15 protein-coding genes and 1 pseudogene are annotated in these 21189 nt (G+C 61.5%); 8 read left to right on the forward strand and 8 right to left on the reverse strand.

Annotation, left to right across the window (positions count from 1 at the left end; genetic code table 11):
- Both KA184_16160 and KA184_16165 read right to left on the reverse strand, forming a co-directional pair.
- A partial coding sequence (locus tag KA184_16160) for a hypothetical protein (protein MBP8131113.1) occupies nt 1–953 on the reverse strand: 953 nt, incomplete at its 3' end.
- 280 nt (nt 954–1233) lie between these two features.
- The gene (locus tag KA184_16165; protein MBP8131114.1) at nt 1234–1692 is read right to left on the reverse strand and encodes a hypothetical protein; all 459 of its coding nucleotides are present in this window, start codon (nt 1690–1692) and stop codon (nt 1234–1236) included.
- A 330-nt stretch (nt 1693–2022) separates the two neighbouring features.
- Here KA184_16165 and KA184_16170 point away from each other — a divergent pair, with 330 nt between their 5' ends.
- From KA184_16170 to KA184_16180, 3 genes are all read left to right on the forward strand, one after another.
- Complete coding sequence (locus tag KA184_16170) at nt 2023–2235, forward strand: hypothetical protein (protein MBP8131115.1); 213 nt, start codon at nt 2023–2025, stop codon at nt 2233–2235.
- Between the two features lie 130 nt (nt 2236–2365).
- Nucleotides 2366–3307, forward strand: coding sequence for an alpha/beta hydrolase (locus tag KA184_16175; GenBank protein ID MBP8131116.1), 942 nt, complete (start codon nt 2366–2368; stop codon nt 3305–3307).
- 195 nt (nt 3308–3502) lie between these two features.
- Entirely contained in the window at nt 3503–5920 is a 2418-nt protein-coding gene (locus tag KA184_16180; GenBank protein ID MBP8131117.1) for an alpha-galactosidase, read from the forward strand.
- Here KA184_16180 and KA184_16185 read toward each other — a convergent pair.
- From KA184_16185 to KA184_16195, 3 genes are all read right to left on the reverse strand, one after another.
- On the reverse strand, nt 5917–7554 hold the full coding sequence (locus KA184_16185) for a hypothetical protein (protein ID MBP8131118.1): 1638 nt from the start codon (nt 7552–7554) through the stop codon (nt 5917–5919). The two genes, KA184_16180 and KA184_16185, sit on opposite strands and share 4 nt — an antisense overlap.
- Before the next feature lie 195 nt (nt 7555–7749).
- Nucleotides 7750–9039 (reverse strand): MFS transporter, encoded by a 1290-nt coding sequence (locus tag KA184_16190; GenBank protein MBP8131119.1) that lies wholly within the window; start codon nt 9037–9039, stop codon nt 7750–7752.
- Nucleotides 9036–10523, reverse strand: coding sequence for a Gfo/Idh/MocA family oxidoreductase (locus KA184_16195; GenBank protein ID MBP8131120.1), 1488 nt, complete (start codon nt 10521–10523; stop codon nt 9036–9038). Before KA184_16195 ends, KA184_16190 begins: the two co-directional genes overlap by 4 nt.
- A gap of 217 nt (nt 10524–10740) precedes the next feature.
- On the opposite strand from KA184_16195, the gene KA184_16200 reads away from it, so the two are divergent.
- Both KA184_16200 and KA184_16205 read left to right on the forward strand, forming a co-directional pair.
- Entirely contained in the window at nt 10741–11427 is a 687-nt protein-coding gene (locus tag KA184_16200; protein MBP8131121.1) for a DUF1080 domain-containing protein, read from the forward strand.
- A gap of 152 nt (nt 11428–11579) precedes the next feature.
- Nucleotides 11580–11801, forward strand: a pseudogene (locus tag KA184_16205) (DUF4926 domain-containing protein).
- 24 nt (nt 11802–11825) lie between these two features.
- Here KA184_16205 and KA184_16210 read toward each other — a convergent pair.
- On the reverse strand, nt 11826–12788 hold the full coding sequence (locus KA184_16210; protein ID MBP8131122.1) for a sugar phosphate isomerase/epimerase: 963 nt from the start codon (nt 12786–12788) through the stop codon (nt 11826–11828).
- Between the two features lie 262 nt (nt 12789–13050).
- Between KA184_16210 and KA184_16215 the strand changes: the two genes are divergently transcribed.
- The 3 genes from KA184_16215 (at nt 13051) to KA184_16225 (ending at nt 19346) form a co-directional block, all read left to right on the forward strand.
- Nucleotides 13051–14712, forward strand: coding sequence for an NAD-dependent malic enzyme (locus KA184_16215; protein MBP8131123.1), 1662 nt, complete (start codon nt 13051–13053; stop codon nt 14710–14712).
- A gap of 142 nt (nt 14713–14854) precedes the next feature.
- Entirely contained in the window at nt 14855–17467 is a 2613-nt protein-coding gene (locus KA184_16220; GenBank protein ID MBP8131124.1) for a hypothetical protein, read from the forward strand.
- Between the two features lie 64 nt (nt 17468–17531).
- Nucleotides 17532–19346 carry an alkaline phosphatase D family protein gene (locus KA184_16225; GenBank protein ID MBP8131125.1) on the forward strand — a complete coding sequence of 605 codons (1815 nt, stop codon included), beginning with the start codon at nt 17532–17534 and terminating at the stop codon, nt 19344–19346.
- A 57-nt stretch (nt 19347–19403) separates the two neighbouring features.
- Here the strand turns inward: KA184_16225 and KA184_16230 are convergent, their stop codons facing one another.
- A complete protein-coding gene (locus tag KA184_16230) occupies nt 19404–19994 on the reverse strand; it encodes a GyrI-like domain-containing protein (GenBank protein ID MBP8131126.1) in 591 nt (196 codons plus the stop codon).
- 48 nt (nt 19995–20042) lie between these two features.
- On the reverse strand, nt 20043–21189 hold a 1147-nt coding region (locus KA184_16235), incomplete at its 5' end, for a hypothetical protein (GenBank protein MBP8131127.1).

The raw sequence follows: 21189 nt of genomic DNA on the forward strand, positions 1-21189 counted from the left end.
TTCAGCGAAATCTCGCGGTCCGTGTCCTTGTCCGCGCTGTGATAATACCGCTGCGGTGCGGGCTCGCCTTCGCCTTCTCCCTCGCCCTCCGCCGCAGCAGGATCGTAGACCCAGATATCGCTGAGGGCTTCGCTGCCGTTGTGGCCTGCAATTACCCAGAGTTTGTCCTGATAGACCACGGCACTGTGACCGCTTCGCCCGCGCCACGGCGCTTGAGCCGCGACCTGGCTCCATGTCGCGCCATCGTGCGACACCCAAACGTCGTTGAGTGCCCGATAACCGTTGTGCCCGCCCAAAAGCCACAACTTGTCCTGGAACACCACGCAGGCGTGGCCGTTGCGAGGACACCAAGACGCGCTTGATGTCGCCTCTATCCACGTCTCACCGTCTTCGCTGTACCATGCATCATTCAGCGGTTGAAACTCCGCGAAGTCGATAGGCGCCTCCAGAGTAGTGCGGCCACCTATCACCCACAGCTTACCTGCAAACGCAAGGCCCACGCTCTCCGTTCTGAGCGGCCACGGCGCCGGATATAGAATAGGGGCGTCCCAATTCCCGTTCTCCACCTTCAGTATGTCCGGCAAGAGAATGGTGGCTGAAACGTATTCGTCCCCTTCAGGTTCATAAAAGTAGTAGTCGATGTATTCACCGGCAAACAACCACGGCGACCCCATGAAGGACACCGCTTCATTATTAAACACGCCCCCCCATTTGTACTCAATGGTCCCATCCGACTCCCAGTCCAGTCCATTGGAACTGGCATAAACGCGGTCCTTTGAATAACCAACTCCTATAACCGAGAACGAACCTGCATGAGACAAGAATGACAACCCTGGCGATAATAACCAGTGACTAGGCCAGACATAGGCAGAGCTCCAGTCCAGTTCGTCATTGAGGTACAACAGGCTGCTTGTTCTCGCTGCTTGTTCTCGCCAACCATAGCGTTCCATCATGCTCGGTTCCGATCTCAAACAAATCCCTTGAGGGACTCAGATTTGTGCGTACTTCCTGCCATACTCCGTGTGATTCAGCGCAAACACTCCACATAAAGACCACACACATGATAGCGGTCACAGACTTGCTCATTTTCGATTACCTCCTGAACTGTACGCATCGAAGACCGCAGGAAAGGACGAATAAACCGAGTCTTCGATCCATCACATTCATAGAAGGAAAGATACGGTTTTGAGAAGCGCTCACGCCTTCGTTGTCTCGTTGTTACTGTCTCAATAGCTATGGCACTTCAAATTCGAACGCGTCTTCCGGAATAGTCTCATCCTTCATGATGCTTGCATAAGTAAGGAAGCTTCTATGTTCTAGGTATTGATATCCGGGAAGTACCCAGAGTTTCGGGGGATTGCCCGGCTGTTCCGGATCAAGTACGGCTGCGGGGTCGCGCACAACCCAACGGATTGTATGAGTACCGGGAGTGAGGGGTGCCTTTTGCAGCGTATACGGATTGCCTACCCTTCCCTGCCCCTCTTCCTCAGTATCGAGCAACCACTCGACAACCAGAGAATGGGTCGCTGGCTGTCGAATAATCGCCGTGCATTCGACGGTCGCTTCCAAGACCTCGATTTCGACCCAGCGCAGAGGCGAGGCCTCGCGGTTGATGTCGATAACGAGTTGCTCGCGGCAGGGCTTGCAGTAAAAGCCTCTGCTTGTGCCCATGATACCGATCAAAAGCGCCATGCCCCCCCCCGAAAAGGACGAGTGCAGACGAAAAATGACGTATTCTTGATACTATTTGCCCTGTTTGAACGAGACCCCGAATCCGCATAAGCCTATTCCCCGCTGTAACACAATCCACCGTTATCACCGGCCCGCGTTTCGCCCACTATTTCCCGACCCGCAGGACCTGTGGTTGCTAGTAAAGCACATACGGCGCGATTTGTCAAGGCCTTTCTGTCCAGAGCTTCCCCCGAAATTTTCGCAGATTGGATGGTGTTACGTGACGTCTTCAGCGAAAAGGGTGAGTTGGGCATCGTTCGCGGCTCGGATGCGGGACACGGGAGCGCCCGGGTGCCTGGCAAACAGGGCGCGCAGGCCATCGGCCAAGGCGCAATACTTGAAGTCCGGGATGCCGAAGAGGCGTTTGGCGGCCTGTTCGACGTACAAGGCCATCACGCGCAGGCGGGAGTCATGGTCCAGTATACGGGCGGAGAAGAACACTATGGCAAGCAGCAGGGGCGGCAGGTTGCGCAGCCCCTGATACCCGTGTGCATTGATCCCTAATAGCCTATCTCACTCTATCCGAAATTCCTGGGGGGACTCCTGCCAGCGGGTTGAATCGGCGGTTTGACGCCCGCTCCCGCCGCGATTAAGATGACTTCCGCACTGTATTCTCCCGGGGAGTAGAACCGCCATGATGGTCCCAACCTTGATCCTGCTGTGTGGCCTCTTCCTCTTTCTCGTCGCGGTGTTCCCGTGGTTTGTTCCGCAAAGGGAGCAGAATACCTTGAATGTTCATACGCGGGCTTGCCTGACGGGAAAGGACTTCGTCCCGTTGTCCGGAGGTGTCGCGCACTTCGAGTGGGCAGGGCCTGAAAATGGGCCAAAGGTCGTGCTCGTGCACGGCTTTTCCTCCCCCATGTTTATCTGGGACAGGGCTATCGAAGCGCTCGCGGCGAGCGGTTTTCGCGTGCTCCGCTATGACCTCTTTGGCCGAGGATATTCCGACAGGCCACGCACATGCTATAACGCGGACCTGTTCGTGCGGCAATTGCTCGACCTGCTGGACTCGCAAGGGGTCACCGGCCCTATCGATATAGCCGGGCTGAGCATGGGCGGCGCCATCACGGTGCATTTCGCGGACCGGCACCCGGAACGCATCGGCAAGATCGTGCTTTGCGCGCCCGCGGGCATGATGCAACTTCCGCGCAGTTCGCGGCTCTTGCTGACGCCCGGCTTGGGCGAATGGATTCTGCGCGCTTTCGGCGACCGCATCATTGTGAACCAAATGCCGCTTGGCCTCTCCAGTGACCCCGAGGTCTTGACGGCCTTTATGACCGCCTATGGGGAGCAGATCAGGTACAAGGGCTATAAACGGGCCCTACTCCGGACAATGCGCGATTTTGACATGGGCCATATGGACGCCGTGTATCAGCGCGTGGGCCGCCAACAGCGGCGCGGGCTTCTGGTCTGGGGTGACCGGGACACTCTGGTGCCCTACGCACTGCACGCACGTATCCGCGAGTATATGCCGTGGCTGGACCTGTTCACGGTGCCTGGCGGCGGCCACGCGGCCGTCTATGAGTCCGCGGCTGTCATAAATCCAAGAGTGATCGCATTTCTCGGCGATCCATGAGATGCATACAGTTCCTCCAAAAACATCGCGCCTCGTGAAGAACGAGTCGCGGGAGTACAGATCGTGCTTAACTTCCGGTCAGTCACAGCCTGTGTTCTTGTTTCCATGCTCTTGGGTGTCTCGGCTACGTATGCGAGCGCGGATGAGGCCGTTGTGAGGGCAGGCCTCCCCGACAGAATGCCGGATGACGGTATTATGGCATCAAAAGTCGCGCTCCAGCAGATGCATGCGTGGACTCACCACGCCTTTGCTCTTGACCCGCTCGCAGGGGAGCCCCGTCCCGTTTCCGTTTCTGTGATACGTCAGGACCACAGCGTGCTCCGGTTTCGCGAATCCTGTATCGACACGCCAATCGTGATCGGAGACCGCTCCTTTGAACACGGCCTCGGCACGCACGCCAACAGCGAGATCGAGGTTGTAATACCCGCGGGCGCAAAGGCGTTCAACGCCTGGGCCGGCATCGACAACAACAATGACACTCAGGGTATGCGCGGGTCGGCCGTGTTCAGTGTCGAAATAGACGGCACGGAAGCCGCGCGGACCACTGTCTTGCGCGGCGGCGAAAGACCATTTCCCGTCAACGTGCCCCTCCCTCCCGGCGTGGGCAAGCTGGTCCTCAAAGTCGATGCCACCGCCGATGGCGCCTCCCATGACCAGGCCGACTGGGCCGATGCCCATTTCGTGATGCAGGACGACAACATCGTCTGGCTCGATGCCGACCAGCCGGACCTGGTCCTCGGCGACGCGCAGCCGCCGTTGTCGTTCCTGTTTGGCGGAAAGCCATCGGCGGAACTGTTTCCGGCGTGGGACAGGACAACGGAACGTACGGAGGACGCCGACCGGGTTGTGGATACCGTCACGTGGACAGACCCGGGCTCGGGGCTCCGAGTAACGGCGGTAATCGCCACGTACAATCGCTATCCCGCCGTGGATTGGGTTGCATGGATCGAGAATACCGGCACGCAGGACACGCCGCTTCTGGAGGATATCCAGGCGCTCGACGTAATGCTGCGCACCGGCTATATGCGCACTCCCGTGCGTATTCACGAACTTGAGGGCGACGCATGCGGCGAAACGTCGTTCCTGCCGAAAACCGCGGTACTCGAGCCCGGAAAGGAACACCGCCTCACGCCCACGGGCGGCCGTCCCTCGTCCATCAGCGCGTTCCCCTTCTTCAACGTGCAGTACGGTAACCGCGGCGCCATCGTTGCCGTCGGCTGGACCGGCCAATGGTGCGCCCGTTTCGACCGCGCGGCAAACGGTCCCACGCGGCTGCGCGCGGGATTGGAATCCACCCGCCTTGTGTTGCGCGCAGGCGAGCGCATCCGCACGCCACGGGTCGTGTTACTGACCTGGGAAGGCGAACGCATGGCCGCGCATAACCGCTGGAGGCGGCTGTTGATCGACCACTATGTGCCCCGCCTCGACGCCATGCCGTTGCGGCTGCCCATCGCGCTCCAGACATTCGACCGCTATAACGCGCGGCCCGGCTGGGCAACGGAAGCCGGGCAAATCGCGGCGGTGGAGACCGCGCATGCCCTCGGCTGCGACACGTACTGGCTCGATGCCGCGTGGTTTCCGGGCAATTTCCCGAACGGCGTCGGCAACTGGTTCTGCAAGCCCGACGCTTTCCCCAACGGCCTCGCGCCCGTGAGCCGCGCAGCCCGCGCGCACGGCATGCGTTTCGTCCTCTGGTTCGAGCCGGAGCGTGTCGCGGCAGGCTCCCGCATCGCGGAAGAGCACCCCGAATTCGTGTTCGGGGGCAAGGATGGCGGCCTGTTCAAGCTCCATGATCCCAATGCGCGCCGTTTCCTCACCGAACTGCTTTCGCAGCGCATCGACGAATACGGCATCGACGTCTACCGGAACGATTTTAACATGGACCCGCTGGAATCCTGGCGCGCGAACGATGCACCAGATCGGCAAGGCATGACAGAAATCCAGTACGTGATGGGACTGTACGCGATGTGGGATGAATTGCGCGAACGGCACCCGGGCCTCTGGATTGACAACTGCTCGAGCGGAGGACGGCGCATCGACATCGAGATGTGTTCGCGCTCCGTGCCGCTCTGGCGCAGCGATACCAACTGTTCGCCCGGCCACAGGGAGTGGAACCAGGCCCAGACGATGGAGATAAGCCTGTATGTGCCGCTGCACACCGCATGCGCGTGGACGCCCGACGTCTACGAGGTGCGCAGCGCTTCAACGGGCGGGTTACTGTGCCAATTCGACTACCAAGCCCCCGACTTCCCGTTTGAGCAGGCGAAGACCTGCATCGCCGAGACGCGGACGAACCAGCCTTTCTGGTACGGCGATTTCTATCCCCTGACCGCCGGCGGAACCGCGCCCGACCAGTTTGTGGCGTATCAGCTTCACCGGCCCGACTTGAACGCGGGCGTGGTCTATGCGTTCCGCAGGCCGGAATGCGACCTCGCCGGGCTGATCCTCGGTCTGCGCGGCATCGAGACAGACGCGACATACCTGACGGAGTTCAGTGACGGCGCGGGCAAGTCCACCACGGCGGAGACACCGGGCGAGGAACTCGCAAGCGGCTCCGCGCTGCGCGTCCCCGGAAAGGGCGGCAGCATGGTGCTTCGTTACCAGCGGCGCTAGATGTACGATCCGCCCCGATAGCCGCGGTCTTGTTCGATAGCGACGTTCACGCACGCCGCCTTGCCCGACGCGAACGCGCGCTCCAGCGCGGGCCTGATCTCATCGGGGCGCGTCACGTATTCGCCGTGGCCGCCCATGGCCTCGACTATTTGGTCGTAACGCGTGCTGTTCAGTTCCGTGGCGACGACCCGGTCGGCTCCGTAAAGCGCCCTCTGCGGCCGCAGCATCTGCCCCCACATCGCGTCATTGCCCACAACACCCACGATGGGCAGATTGAAGCGGATCGCCGTGTCGAACTCGAATCCGTTAAACCCGAAGCTGCCATCGCCAAACACGACGAGCACCCGCTTCTTCGGGTGCGCCAGTTGCGCGGCGATGGCGAACGGCATGCCAACCCCAAGCGTGCCCAGCGGCCCCGGGTCCAGCCAGAAACCGTTCTTGGGAATCGGCAATACTTTCGCGGCAGAAGCGACAATATCGCCGCCATCGCCGATAAGGATCATGTCGTCGTTGACGAAATCCGCGAGTTCCCGGCAGAGCCGCTTCGCGCGAATGGGTGTTTCATCACTGCGTTCGGCCGCCGCGCCGGCTTTCCTGTTTTCGGCTTCCTTCTCACGAAGTTGATCGGCGTATTTTGAAAAATCCAGCCGGATGCCCTCTTCCCGCATTGCCTGCAGCATCATTTCAAAGCTGCACGTCAGGTTGCCGACCAGCGCCGCGTCCGCCGGGCGGTTATGGCCGATGAGGGTGTTGTCCATCTCCAGTTTGATGATTCTCGCGTCTTTCGGGATGGTTTGGCCGAACGCGAGGCGGAAATCGAGCACGCAGCCGGCCAAAACAATAACGTCGCAGTGCTCGATGGCCTCGCGGCGCGTCACTTTGAACAGGTGCCGCGAATCGCGCGGGATGCAACCGCGGCCCATACCGTTCTCATAGGCGGGGATATCGGTTGCTTCCAGAAATGCGTTCAGCGGACCTTGCGCCTGCGACCATTTCGCGCTCGTACCCACCATCATCATGGGCCGTTCCGCCTTTTCCAGAAACCGCAACGCCTGCACCACGCTGTTCCGCTCCGGACACACCACCGGCGGGCTCGTGCGCAGACTCGGAATGGGCACATCCCACCGAGGCTGTCCGATGAGGATATCCATCGGAATTTCCAGGTATGACGGCCCTGGCATGCCGGATATCGCGTGGCGGATGGCCAGTTCAATGTATTCGGGGATTCGCTCCGTCTCGTAGCATGCGCCCGCATATTTCGTGATCGGCTTCACGAGGCTGACGTGCTCCATTTCCTGCAGGCTGCCCTTGCCAAGATTGGCAAACGGGCCTTGCCCCCCGATGACCAGCAACGGCGAGTTCGCGCGCCAGGCATTGGCGATGCCCGTCACCGCGTTGGTGACTCCAGGGCCTGCCGTCACCGCGGCCACGCCAATACTGCCCGGACGCACCCGCGACCAGGCATCCGCGGCGAGGGCGGCAGCCTGCTCATGCCGCACATCGACGACACGGATACCTTCGTCGATGCAGCCGTCGTAAATGGGCATGATATGACCGCCGCTGAGCGTGAAAACGCATTCGACGCCCGCAGCTTTCAATGTTCGCGCCGCCAGTTTGCCGCCATGCTCGGACATATGTGCGCCTCCGGAGCTCTTGGGGGGATTGACCGTGTGTACAGGAACAGCCGTTGTCCTGAGAATCTTCCCATTGTGCCCCGACAGGTTCCTGGACGCATGCGGCGGGCAGGACACGCCCGCCCGGGGCATGGGCATCACGTCCGCGAAGATCTCAAGACTTTCTGATTGACCTGCACGGGCGGGGCGCCCGTGCTACGCGGTTTCCCGCAGCGGATATCCGAGAAAGATCAGAAACGCCCCCATGCCCGCGCAAGCGCATAGCCCCGCCATGAGCTTCAGGCCGAATGGCGTCATGGCGTGGCCGTCGCCGCCGAGGTACGGGACCACCGTAAACGCGATGGTCGCCGTGCCTATCGCGAGCTTCTGAAATATGCCTTGCGCGCCGAAGAAGACCGCTTCCCGGCGCAAGCCGTGCTCGCGGGCGTCGAAGTCCACTACGTCGGCGAGCACGACAAACGGCAAGACCATAAACCCGGCAACAGGCGCGCCCGCGAGCGCGAAGATGAGCGCGGTCTGCAGGAACGGGCTACCCAGTGGAAACAGGCCCACCAAGGGCAGCAGCGCCACGACCGCACTCGTGCCCAGAAACGCCGCTAACATGAGCGGATACTTTCCATACCGTCGCGAAAGCGCGTTGAACACGAAAAAGAACACCAGATTACTGAGCAGATACGGCGCCATCAGCAGTGTCACGTCGGAATCGCGGCCCTCCAGGTACACCCGCACCCACACCGGGGCCAGCGCCAGCAGCCCGCTCAATCCAAACCAGTATACCGAGGTGGACGCCACCACGAAGCGAAAGGGCCGGTTGCGCAGCGTCAACGCAAGCGAACGGCCCAACGGCAAGGATGCCCACTCGGGACCGGCCTTTTGCGGCGCCTCACGGATCGCGGTCATCACGGGCACGAAAAAGAGGCACGCGGCGGCCGCGACGGCCCCGGCCATGACGGTCCAGCCAAACCGGTCGCGCAACACGCCGACGCCAGCGAAGGCGAACGTGCCCAGCATCATGAAAACGGACTGGATGGTCATCAGATCGACGCGCTCGCGGGAACTGACGCTAATCTCGGGAAGAAGTGCAAGGTACGGCGAGCCAATGACGGCGAAAGACGTGAAATAGACCAGCAGCAGCACGGCGGCGTATGCGGCGTTACCCCAGGTGGAGGCACACGGGGGATTGAACAGGAGGAAGAAAGCCGCCGTGTACGGCACGATACCCAGGCGCAGAAAGGGCATCCTCCTCCCCCACCGGTGGCGGCACATATCGCTCGCGTGACCCGCGACGGGATTCGTCACTCCTTCCGCAAGCCTTCCAAGCAGCACCAGCACGCCGAAGATCACGGGTGGAATCAGCGGCGGGCCGTCGCCGGGAACGTAACGCACCAGCAGCCACTGCATGATGACGAGGTCCGGCAGGACAATCGTGAGCCCGCCCATGCCAAAACTGATGCGCTTGTGAAACGGAAGCGCCGGCGCGGTCATATCTTGAACGCTGCCCGCAACGGCAGCGCCTTTTCAACCGTGCCTTCGTACTTGATCAAGCCCTGGATTATGGCCATCTCGATGCGCTTCTTGCCGAGCAACATGGCAGCCCACACCCCCGCGGGAATGTGCAGGGTCAAGTCCGCTTCCGGCGGCCATTCACCCGGGCGCACGTCAATGCGCGCGTCCCGGATATCGATGGCGAACCGTTCGTCGGCCGCGCCTCCCTCCCGCGTCAGGTGCAACGCGATCAGGCACGACCACTCCCCCGCTGCTGCCGCGTCAAACCGGTCCTTGAGCGCAAGGGTCAGGTGGTGCGCCTGCGGCGCGTACTTGGCGAACTTCGCGCCGCGCCGGGACACGCGCTTTGGCCGCACGACGCAGTCGCGCCGTTCGCGCAGGCGCCGCCAATGGCTGTAGAGGAACGGGAGCGGATGCTCCAATTCGTCCAGGTAGACTTCACGCCGTACGCGCGCGGCTTTCATCATCGCCAGCGCGAACCGCAGCACCTCCCGGCCTTCCTCACCCGTCAGCAGCGGTCTTTCGGCGCCCTGAATCGCGTGGACGAAGTTGTGCGTGGCATTCACGAAACCCAAGCCCCAGTCACCGGGCACATCCTCGAAGTGCGTCCAACGCTGGCCGTCGAAGAGGCTCACGGGCGAACGGTCCATCATGTCGCCCGTGCCCCGGTTGATGAAGATCACGCCCTTCGAACCGATGACCTGATATATCTCGTCGTTCGAGTAATACTTGCTGGGGATATGCAGGTCCGGCGCAAACATGAAGTCGATCACGCCGTAGCGCTTGTTGCCGCGACATTTCCACATGGCCGTCGCGGGGCCGTCCACCACGCCGTTCAATGTGTCAATCCAAGCAGCGACGCGCTCGACCTCGCCGAGCAGATGCCAGGCCGTCGCCCACTCGTGGTGGCCATGGTCGAACGTCTCGAGGCCGAACCCCTGCGCCGCGATGCGCACCTGCTGCTCGTACGTGTGCGCCTCGACCTTCCATCCGCCCTTCGGGCTCGCGATGTAGTTGATGCGCATGCCTAAGGGCTCGCCGATGGCCCCGTCGTCGATCAACTTCTTCGCCAGCGCAATCGGCGGATACGTCACGTAGATTTCCGTCACTTTATACAACACGCCCGCCGTCTTGGTCGCCGCGATCATGCGGTCGGCGCTCGCAAGGCTCGTAGTCATGGGTTTCTGACACGCGATATGCTTGCCCGACTGCGCCGCCGCCACAACGACCTGCTCATGCATATCGTATGGGACCAGCACCTCGACGGCGTGGACGTTGGGGTCCGCAAGGAGTTCCCGGTAGTCCGCATACGCCCTTTCCGCGCCCCAGCCGCTCTTGCGCGCCGCGAGCCGGTCCTGATCGTTGTCACATACCGCATAGATGCGCGCTTCGGAATTGTGCTCGTAACCTCGCGCGTGCAGGTCCGCAATCCGGCCGCATCCGACAAGACCCACGTTGATCATGAGAATGGCCCTCCCGAACACGTCTCGCTTCCATTCCTCGAGAACGCATTCTGCACCGGGACAGACCGGCGTTCAAACTCGCGACACGAAAGCGTGTCTGCCGCATATTGACTTCCGTATCGTCACATCGGCGAAAATGGAGCGATACCCTGAAGGCTTAATCGCCCGCCCGGATGGTGAACGTATCAGGAATGCAACCGTCGTGAGGAGACAGACAATGAAACGTGCATGGATCGCCCTCGTGGCTACACCTCTTTTACTGTCCGCAACCATGGCAACCCAAGAAGACGAAGGCTGGGTCGACCTCTTCGATGGGCAAACGCTGGACGGCTGGGAGCAAAAAGGCGGCGCCGCGGAATACAGCGTTGAAGACGGCGCAATTGTTGGGACTTCCGTGCCGAACACCGACAATTCCTTTCTCTACACGAGGCAGCAATACGGCGATTTCGTGCTTGAGTTCGAATTCCTCGGGCATCCCGCACTCAATTCCGGCGTGCAGATACGCAGCGAGAGCCAACCGGATTTCAAGAATGGCCGGGTGCATGGCTACCAATGCGAACTCGAAGACGAAGGCAAAGATCGCAACTGGTTCTGTGGCATCTACGACGAAGGACGGCGCGGCTGGCTGCTCCCCAAGGACAAGGACTCGGAAGAGGCCAGACAGTTCGGCGAGGCGGGCAAGCGGCTCTGGAAGAACGGCGAATGGAACCTTGTGCGCATCGAAGCCCGGGGTGACCACATCCAGACATGGCTGAACGGCGAACTGCGCGCGGACCTCCACGACGACATGACGCTGCGTGGTTTCATTGCGCTCCAGGTCCACGGCGTCGGCGGCAGACAGCAACCCATGAGCGTAAAATGGCGGAATATCCGGCTCAAGACGTTGAGGGAACCGAACCCTTGATTCAAGGACAAGTCCCGTCGTGAAGCCCCCGAATGCAGAAAAGATGAACACCCCTGACCACCGGCAACCGCTGGTTCGATTGGCCTGGTTCGTCGAACAGGGCGAAGAATTGCCGAGACGGGTGACGGCTTGCCCCGTTCAAACTGGCGAACATGATAGAAGGGCTTCAGAGTGTCGCGCCTATGGAAGACCTGCCTGAGCGCGGTCTGCGACAAGGCGACATCGGAACCGTCGTTCTGATGCACACGCTCGGCGGCTACGAGGCATAATTCATCACATGGGACGGCGAGACGCTCGCCGTCTGCGCCCTCCGGAATTCTGAAGTGCGTTCCATCGTCCCGCGAGAAACCGCCCATGCTCGCGCGATGGCATAGCCTGTGGTCGCGCGCGTCCCGTGGTCAGCAGAATTGGCCCAGGTATTTCGCGCCCGCCGCAAAGCCCTCCTCCCGGCCAAAGGTGTTATCCTCGTGCTCGATGCTGAGCACGCCCTTGTAGCCGTTCTGGCGCAGGCAGCCGATGTATTCGCCCCAGTCAATGTTGCCGAAGCCCGGAATAACGTAGCGCCACCAGCCCTCCGCGTACACGCCCCGCTTGCCGCGCAATTCCACGTCCACGAGGCAATCTTTCGCGTGGGTGTGGAAGATCTGCTTCGCGAACATCTTCACCGGTGCGAGATGGCTGCATTGCTGGTGGTACAGATGCGACGGGTCATAGTTCAGCCCGAAATGCTCGTCCTGAATGGTCTCAAAGAGACATTCAAACGTGTCAAGGCCCTGCAGGCAGGTTTGGAAGTAGTTTTCGATGGCGATCTTGACGCCCTTGTCTTTCGCGTAGCTGAGCAGCGGCGCGAAAACGCCGGGCAGCACCTTCTTGATCGTGTCGATCTTGCTCGCGTTATCTTTCGGGAATCCCGTGATCGTGCAGACGACCTTTACGTCCAGGGCCGCCGCTGCATCCACCAACTTCATGAAGTGCGACTGCGTCTCCCCCGCTTTCCCCGGGTCCGCCATGTCCGGATACCAAGCCAGACTGCTGATTTCGAGGCCGCTATCCGCGAGGATTTGCTTGATTGCGTCGATGCGTGCCGCATCGAGCGCCGCCGGGTCAAGCTGGCGGCTGTTGGGGCCCGCGGCCACTTCGAGGCACGAAATGCCCGCAGAACGCGCAAAGGCGGCCACCTCTTCAAGGGTACTGCCACCGAACGGCGCCGTCAATATGCCGATGCGCATACCCTCCTTCTTCCGAGGGGCGCTTTCCTGTCCCTCCGCGCCTGCGGCCATCTGTCCCACGCCGCTTGCTGCGGCAACGCCGACCGCTCCCGCGGTCGCGCCCAGAAAATTTCGTCTCGAAAACAGGTCCATATCGCGTGTCCTCCCGCAAATGTAGCATCCCGTTTTGGGTGGCCGCGCAAAACTACTCGCAATCCCGCGCAAAAAGCAACACCGTGCGGTGGAGAGCACCGTTGAAACGGCACGTCAATATCCGGATGATGGTCTCCAGACGCTGCAAACGCGCGGCGCGTGCCTCTTCGGCGCTTCCCGCATCGAAGATCGAGCGAGACCCGGCGGCATGAAGCCCCGGCCAGGCGCCGCGACGCGGCAAGATCAGGAAGGAATCGCAAGGATGTGCCCGCGAAGCAATGACGCTCGAAGACCGGAGAGGCGCGTCCCGAGAGGGATGGACCTCCTGCATTCACCGAGACTGAACAAGGGAATGGCGTTCAGCGAGGAGGAACGCGACGCCCTCAACCTGCGCGGGCTGCTTCCGCCCCGGGTCGTCACGCAACGGGAACAGGAAACGCGCGTGATGGAGAACTTCCGGGGCAAGACTTCGGACATCGAGAAGTACATCTTCCTGATTTCACTTCAGGACCGGAATGAACGGCTCTTCTACCGCACGGTAATGAATCACATCGAGGAGATGATGCCGATCATCTACACCCCGGAAGTGGGCAACGCGTGCCGGAACTACGCGCACATCTGGCGGCGGCCGCAGGGCATGTTCATTTCCGCGAACGACCGCGGACGGGTGGAGCATATCCTCAGAAACTGGCCCGAGGACGACGTCCGAATCATCGTGGTGACCGACGGCGAGCGCATCCTGGGACTCGGCGACTTGGGCGCCAACGGCATGGGCATATCCGTGGGGAAGTTGTCCCTGTATACCGTTTGCGGCGGCGTGGACCCGGCCCTGAGTCTGCCCGTGACGCTCGACGTGGGTACGGAAAACGAGAGCCTGCTCGCGGACCCGCTCTACATCGGTCTCAGGCAACGTCGCGTGCGGGGACAGGACTACGACGACCTTGTGGACGAGTTCATCCATGCGGTTCAGACCGTGTATCCGGACGCCATTGTGCAGTTCGAGGACTTCGGGAACCAGAACGCCTTTCACATTCTGCGCAAGTACCGCGACAAGGTGTGCAGCTTCAATGACGACATCCAGGGCACGGCGGCCGTCGCGGTTGCCGGGATGTTCTCCGCTCTTCGAATCACCGGCAGGGACCTGAGCGACCAGCGGGTCCTCTTCCTCGGTGCGGGCGAGGCCGCCATCGGTGTCGCGAATCTGCTCGTTTCGAGCATGATGAACGCGGGGCTCTCCGAATTGGAGGCGCGGCGCCGGATATGGCTCATCGATTCCAAAGGCTTGGTTACGGAAGGCAGGGATCGGTTGCAGGAGCACAAACAACCCTACGCCCATCCTCACGAAGCGATTGACGACCTCCAGACAGCCGTTGAAGCGATCAAACCGACTGCGCTGATCGGCCTGTCCGGTCAGCCACAGACATTCACCCAGCCGGTGATCGAGACCATGGCCACATGTAATCGGCGGCCCATTATCTTTGCCTTGTCCAACCCCACATCAAAGGCGGAATGTACCGCGGAGCAGGCCTATCGATGGACACAGGGCAGGGGCATTTTCGCCAGTGGAAGCCCCTTTGCCCCAGTAAATTACGAGGGCAGGACGCTCGTGCCGGGACAAGGGAACAACGCCTATATCTTCCCGGGACTTGGGCTCGGCGTGATCGCGTCCGCGGCGCGGCGAATCACCGACAGCATGTTCTACGCCGCCGCCCGAACGCTCGCGGAGCATGTCAGCCGGGAACAGCTCGATAAAGGCTGTATCTACCCGCCGCTGACGGACATCCGGCGCGTTTCGTTCGCCATCGCGATGGCCGTCGCGAAAGTGGCGTACGACGAGGGTTTGGCCCAAGAGCCAAGGCCGGAAGATCTCGCGGCCCATATCCAGGCGCATGTCTACGACCCTGACTATGAGGCCCTCGCCTGACCGGGCCTGGGATGATTGACATTCGCAATAACAGAGGTGAGAACCGTTGAAGATTCGTGGTATGTGCCGCGCCCTCCCGCTTGTCCTCCTTCTTGCAGCGCCGTCAGCACACGCTAATTTCATCGCGCTGGAGCGGGCGCAGGTGGAGAGCCTGTCCGACAACGCACGCGGCATGAATTGGGGATTCGAGGACGGGGAGGACACACCGTTGCCGGGGTGGTGGGCTTGGGGAGACGGATACGACCTGGCGCCTGGCGAGGGGCGTGACGGCAGCCGCGCGCTGTGTTGCGTGCAGACACTGACCACGGAGCAGCATGGCGCGGGGCAAACGATTGAACTGCACCAGGAGACGGCGCGCGCGCTCCTCGCCAGCGGATGGAGCCGCGCGAAAGATGTTGGCGGCACGCCGAATGCCGGTTATTCCGTCTATCTCGACATCGAGTATATGGACGGCACGTCTTTATGGGCTCAAGCGGCGTTTTTTTCGACCGGCACGCACGACTGGGAATTCCGGCGGCTCCTGATCGAACCTGCTAAGCCGATTCGGCGCGCAACAGTCTATCCGTTGTTTCGAGGGCATACCGGTACGGTCTGGTTTGACGATTTTTCACTCGCGGAACTGCCCGAGTCCGACGGCGTGCATTTCTTCGAAGGAGTGCCCATCCGACAAGGTCCGCGGAGCGAAAATGCCGAGACTGAGGAAGAGCCGGCCTGTCTGACCGCGTCTTTCTCGCGCGGATGGTCGATGGTATACAACGCCCGCACGACGTTGCTGCGGTCACGCGACGATACGATCGGCGAAGGCGGCCCCGTGCTGTTCGTCCGGGATGTGGCCAATGACAGCGATTTTCTCGCGCCGGAGCACGCTGAACTCATCGACATGGGCGCCGTTGGCGTCATGAGTGGACGGATAGGCGCGTTAAACCTCGAACTCCGCTTCTGTCCCTGGTTGGTTCGCGGCGCCTCGATGTTGAGGGGTACCGTGTTGGATACAACCGGCGGCGACCGCGCGGTCACCGCGTATTTTGCGATTCCGATAGGCGGAGGGAGCTGGACATGGTGGGAGGACATGCGCCGCTGTGTCTCCGCGGAGAACGGCGTCTACGCGAACACGTTGCCGACGGGCGCAGGCGCGACGGGGCGGCGATCCCGGTATCCGCTGGCCGCGTTGACGCGGGGCGATACCGGCATTGCACTGGCGGCGCCCATCAATGACCCACGGCATCACCGCCTGGGCTATGACGCCGAAAACGGGATGCTGTACGCCGCTTTCGACCTCGGGCTTTCGCCGGAGGCGAAAAAATCACCCGGCGAGGCGACTTTCAGCGCATATCTGTATGCTTTCGACGGCAGCCAAGGCTTTCGCGGCGCATTGGATGCGTATTACGTCCTCTGCCATGAGTCATTCGAGAGACGCGTCAGGGACGGCGGGCTTTGGATGGCATTCACGGACATTTCGACCGTGCAAGGCTGGGAAGATTTCGGATTTGCATTCCATGAAGGCACGAACAATGTGCCGTGGGACGAGGCCCACGGCATTTTGACCTTTGTCTACACCGAACCGATGACGACGTGGCTGCCGCTGCCCGAAGGCGTGCCGCGAACGTATGACGGAGCGATGGACCATTTGCGAGCCTCGGCGAGTAGAGACAACGCCGAGGCTGAGCGGCGCGCGACAAAGACCCTGACTTCGTCGGTACAAGGCGCCGATGGCCAAAGCGTCCTTTCGCTCGAAAATGCGCCGTGGTGCAACGGCGCCGTGTTCGCGCTGAACGCGGACCCGGATATCCCCGTCTCGCTTGAGCGGCCGCTGTGCCAAGCCGATTTCGCATTCGATGAAGTTCAGCGCGTCATCGCGGAATATGATTCGCCAAGCCCGGACGGCACGCCGCCCGCGCGCGTGGACGGCGCCTACATCGATTCGTACGAGTTCTGGGCAAACTCGATCGACTATAACCGCGGCCACTTCGCGGCAGCGGACCTCCCGCTCGTCTTCGACGCGGCCACGCACCGCGTGGGCGTGCTGACGGTGTTCGCCACCTTCGAGTTTCAAAAAGAGCTGGCGCGGCGCATGCGCGAGCAGGGCCGTCTCATGATGGCGAACGGCGTCCTCAACCAGTACGAATTCCCGGCGGCTTACCTCGACGTGCTCGGCACGGAAACCAACTGGTTGCCGCAAGGACGCTGGGAACCGCTGTCCGATGCCGAATTGTGTTTCCGCCGCGCCATGAGCTATCAGCGCCCGTACTGTTTTCTCCTCAACACGCACTATGCTGACCTCACGCTCGAACTCACCGAACGCTACATGCAGCGCTGCCTTTTCTGGGGCATGTTCCCGGGATTCTTCAGCGAGAACGCGGCGACGGACTGCTACTTCGCGACGCCCGGGTGGTACGAACCGGCGCGCCCCTTGTTCAAGAAGTACGTGCCACTCATTCAACGGATCGCCGCGGCCGGCTGGGAACCGGCAACGCACGCGCGAAGCCGCGACGGGCGCGTGCTCATTGAGCGCTTCGGCAAACCAGAAGCCGGCAGCGCCTATTTCACGGTCCTGAACGATACAGACGGACCCATCGAGGACGAAATTGAGATAGACCTTGCGGCGCTGCACCTGGCGGCCAGACAGCTTGACATTCACGAACTGGTTAGCGGCGAATCGTGCACAACACAATGCGACGCAGCCCGTCTGACAATCGGGATTTCATTGCCCGGGCATGCAGTTGCACTGTACGAAGTGAGCAAGAACGAAGAATAGTCTCGTTAGAACGCTCCCGCGGTGTAACGAGCGAGAACGGACAACGGGAGAGAGAGGACAAGCGATGATGAGGTGGTGTTGCATATGTTGTCTATTCCTTGCATTGCCGATGCTGCTTACCGCCTCCGTGCGGGCGCAAAACCTGACCGTCCCCGAGGTATCGCGCGATCAGGTCATCTGTTTCGCGCTGTACACGGTACATGACGGGGTGCTGAAGTTGACCGCGCAGTTGTACCCTCTGTTGCCGGATGAGGAGCGGACGGTCCGTCTCGAAATCGCAGACGCTGGAGGTTGGAAAGAAATCGCGCGCACGCAAGTAATCGAGGCGGGTTGGACCGCGCCGTTCCGCATCGCGCCGTGGGACGCCACGCGTGAAGTCGCTTATCGCGTGGCGCATGGCGCGAGCGCGTTCTACACGGGGACGATCCGCCGTGATCCGGCCGAGAAGGACGAGATCGTCGTCGCGGCGTTCACGGGGAACTCGATCCTGCCCCAGCATGGCGGAGATATACCAAAGTCGGACATTGTCGAGAACCTGATACGGGTCAAGCCCGACCTGCTTTTCTTCTCCGGCGATCAGGTGTACCACCACACGCGGCACTACGCGGCGTGGCTGAAATTCGGGCGCGATTTCGGCGCGGTCATCCGGGACACGCCCACTATCACGATCCCGGACGATCACGACGTGGGCCAGTCGAATCTCTGGGGCGCGGGCGGCAGGCAGTCGATGGTCGAGGCGGGCCACGACGGCGGCTATTTCCGTCCGGTCGAGTACGTGAACGAGGTCCAGCGCGCGCAAACGAGCCATCTGCCGGATCCGTTCGATCCCACGCCGGCCGAACGCGGCATCACGGTCTATTACACCGCGCTGACGTGGGGCCGCATCAGTTTCGCGATCATTGAAGACCGGAAATGGAAATCGGGACCGGCGGGACTGGTTCCGCAACTTGGCCCGCGCCCCGACCACGTGACGGACCCGAACTACGACCCGTCGCTCGTGGATGTACCGGGGGCGAGCCTGCTTGGCGAGCGACAGCTCGCGTTTCTGCGCGCGTGGACGCGCGACTGGCGCAACGCTGACATGAAGGCGGTTTTGTCGCAGACCATCTTCTGCGGCGGCGCACACGTGCACGGCACGTGGGACAACCGGCTCGTGGCCGACCTCGACTCAAACGGCTGGCCCCAGCATGAACGCAACCGGGCGCTTGCGGAGATCCGCAAGAGTTTCTCCGTGATGATCGCCGGAGACCAGCATCTCGGCACGATCATCCATCACGGCATCGACGAATGGAACGACGCGGGCTACTCGATGTGCGTGCCATCGATCGCAAACCTGTATCTGCGCTGGTGGGCGCCGTTCGAACCGGGCCAGAACCGCGTGCCGGGCATGCCCGAGCACACGGGCGAGTTCAAGGACGGCTTCGGCAACCGGATCACCCTGTGGGCAGTCGCCAATCCCAGTCCCGAGGAAAATCACGATCGTCTGACCACACGAGCCGCGGGCTTCGGCGTGGTCCGCTTTCACAAGAAGGCACGGGAGATCACGTTCGAATGCTGGCCGCGCAACGTGGACGTCTCCGCGCCGGGCGCGCACCAGTATCCCGGCTGGCCGAAGACGATCCGCCAGGCCGACAACTACGGCAGACAACCCTTCGGGCATCTGCCTGAACTCGCCTACCCGGAAGGCAGCGACCCCGTGCTGGAAGTCACTGACCAGGCGAGCGGCGAACTGGTGTACGCGCTGCGCGTGACGGGAAGCAGCTACCGGCCCAGAGTATTCGCACCGGGCACGTACACCATCACGCTCGACGATGGCAAGGCCAAGAAGACGCTGGAGGGATTGGAGCCCACGCCTGTCAACGCCGACGCAGAACAATGACCCGGTTCGCGTCGTTACAGCGCTCCTGCGGTGTAACGAGCCCCTGTCTCAGGCTTTTCAGCGTTTCGCGACGAAGAGCATGACAATAGTCTTCAGTCTCTCCGGCGCGGTGCGGCGCGGGTCGTTCAGATAGATCTCGTGACCGGGTCCGGTGACCGTATAGCCGTGCTCACTCGCAAAGGCGCCAAGCACCTCATAAGCCGCGCACACCCGGTCATATGGTCCCACATGCAGCACTTGCAGCGCGCGCCCGCCCTTCCACTTGATGCGCTTGGCAGCGGATACGTCGGTCCCTTTCTTTTCGAGCGTTTGTTTTTGCGCCGCGCGCACCCGCGCCGCCGTCACTTCCGCCGGTATCCGGACCATCACCCGCCATTCCCATTGCATCATCGGCGTCGTCGGCTTGGAAAACCAGAGGCATTCGAGCGCGCAGATTTTGAAATCGAGCACGCCTCCGAACTTGAGCATGAACTTGAGGGGGTAGACGGTCGAATAGACGTCCATGACCGCTTTCTGGAACACATCGCCGCCCGGTCTTCCTTTTCCGTCCACGGCAATAAATGCGCCAGGCGCGACTTTCACCTCCCGGGCCTTCTTTCCGGCTCCGTAAACATCCTTCAACGTCTTGGTGAAATCAATGATATTCATTCCCGCTCTCTCCCATCTTCGCGAGATACAGGCGCCGTTTGCGGCAGTTTACTCCGCCCAATACCGGCCGTAAAGCCGCGCGACCTGACCTTGCAGCAAGCGCAACCGTTCGACAGCGGATTTGTCGCCCGAGGCGTATTGGAGCATGAGGCGTCCTTCCTCGAAGCAGAGCTCGTCGTGTTGCGGAAAAATCTCGCTCAGTAGAAATTGCGTGAAACGCGCCAGGCGGAACGGCCCGTACGCGCGCGGCATGTGGCCCGCAACCGCCTCGACCGCCACGGAGTTCATGCCTTTGATGCTCGCGATAATATCCGCAAGCTCCGCGGACGGCGCAAAGCATACCGTATAGTACCGGCCAAAGGTCTCGCTCTTCTCGCAGCCGTGCGCATCACTGATGCCGCAAATCGGGATGTTCCTGCCCTTCGCGCGCTCTTCGTGATACCGCGCGAGTTGCAGTGCGTTCGAATCTACGTCTATAAGCGTTTCCCGGTCGTTGCCGCTGATGAGTTCCAGCGCGTCGAACGGCTGTGTGTCGAACAGGTGGGACGCGAGCGCTTCCGAAATGTAGTACTTGTGTTTCGTGAACCAGTAGACGTGACAAAACATGCCCATCCCTCCACGCTCGCGGATCCTGTCGAAGACCCAGAGACTCGCGGCGTACTGGAACGGGTCCACCGCGGCCGGCAGGTCCGTCAGTCCCTCCTGAATCTTCGCTACTTCCGCGCGGTACGCCGTCTCGTCGTCGCGGTACAATTCGGTGACGCCCGCGTTCGCCCCGAAACTCACGATGTGCACGGGATTATCAGGAGAATGCACTTCCTCCCCGGGATAAACCCGCAGGTCGATCGGCACGCCGTCATAGGCTGCCTTGGCTTCGAGAGACGCGGCGTAATTCCTGTGGTCCGTCAGCGCCATGAAGTCAAAACCGACGCGGCGGCACGCGCCCGTCACGTACGCCGGCGATTCGACACCGTCCGACCTGTAGCTATGCATGTGGAAATCGCCCTTGAACGGACGCAGCGCGCGAAGGTCGTCCCGCAGCGAGTAAAGCCGGAAATCTCCCAGCAGCCGGCGCTTGTCCTTGCTGATTTCCTCGACGTAGAGGACGTGCGCCTGCTCGCCTTCAAAGAACATCCGGAACTGGTATTTGCCATCGACGGGCACAACGATGGACTTCGCATCCGGCACCCAGCCG

Source organism: Candidatus Hydrogenedentota bacterium (assembly GCA_018005585.1).
Classification (GTDB): domain Bacteria; phylum Hydrogenedentota; class Hydrogenedentia; order Hydrogenedentales; family JAGMZX01; genus JAGMZX01.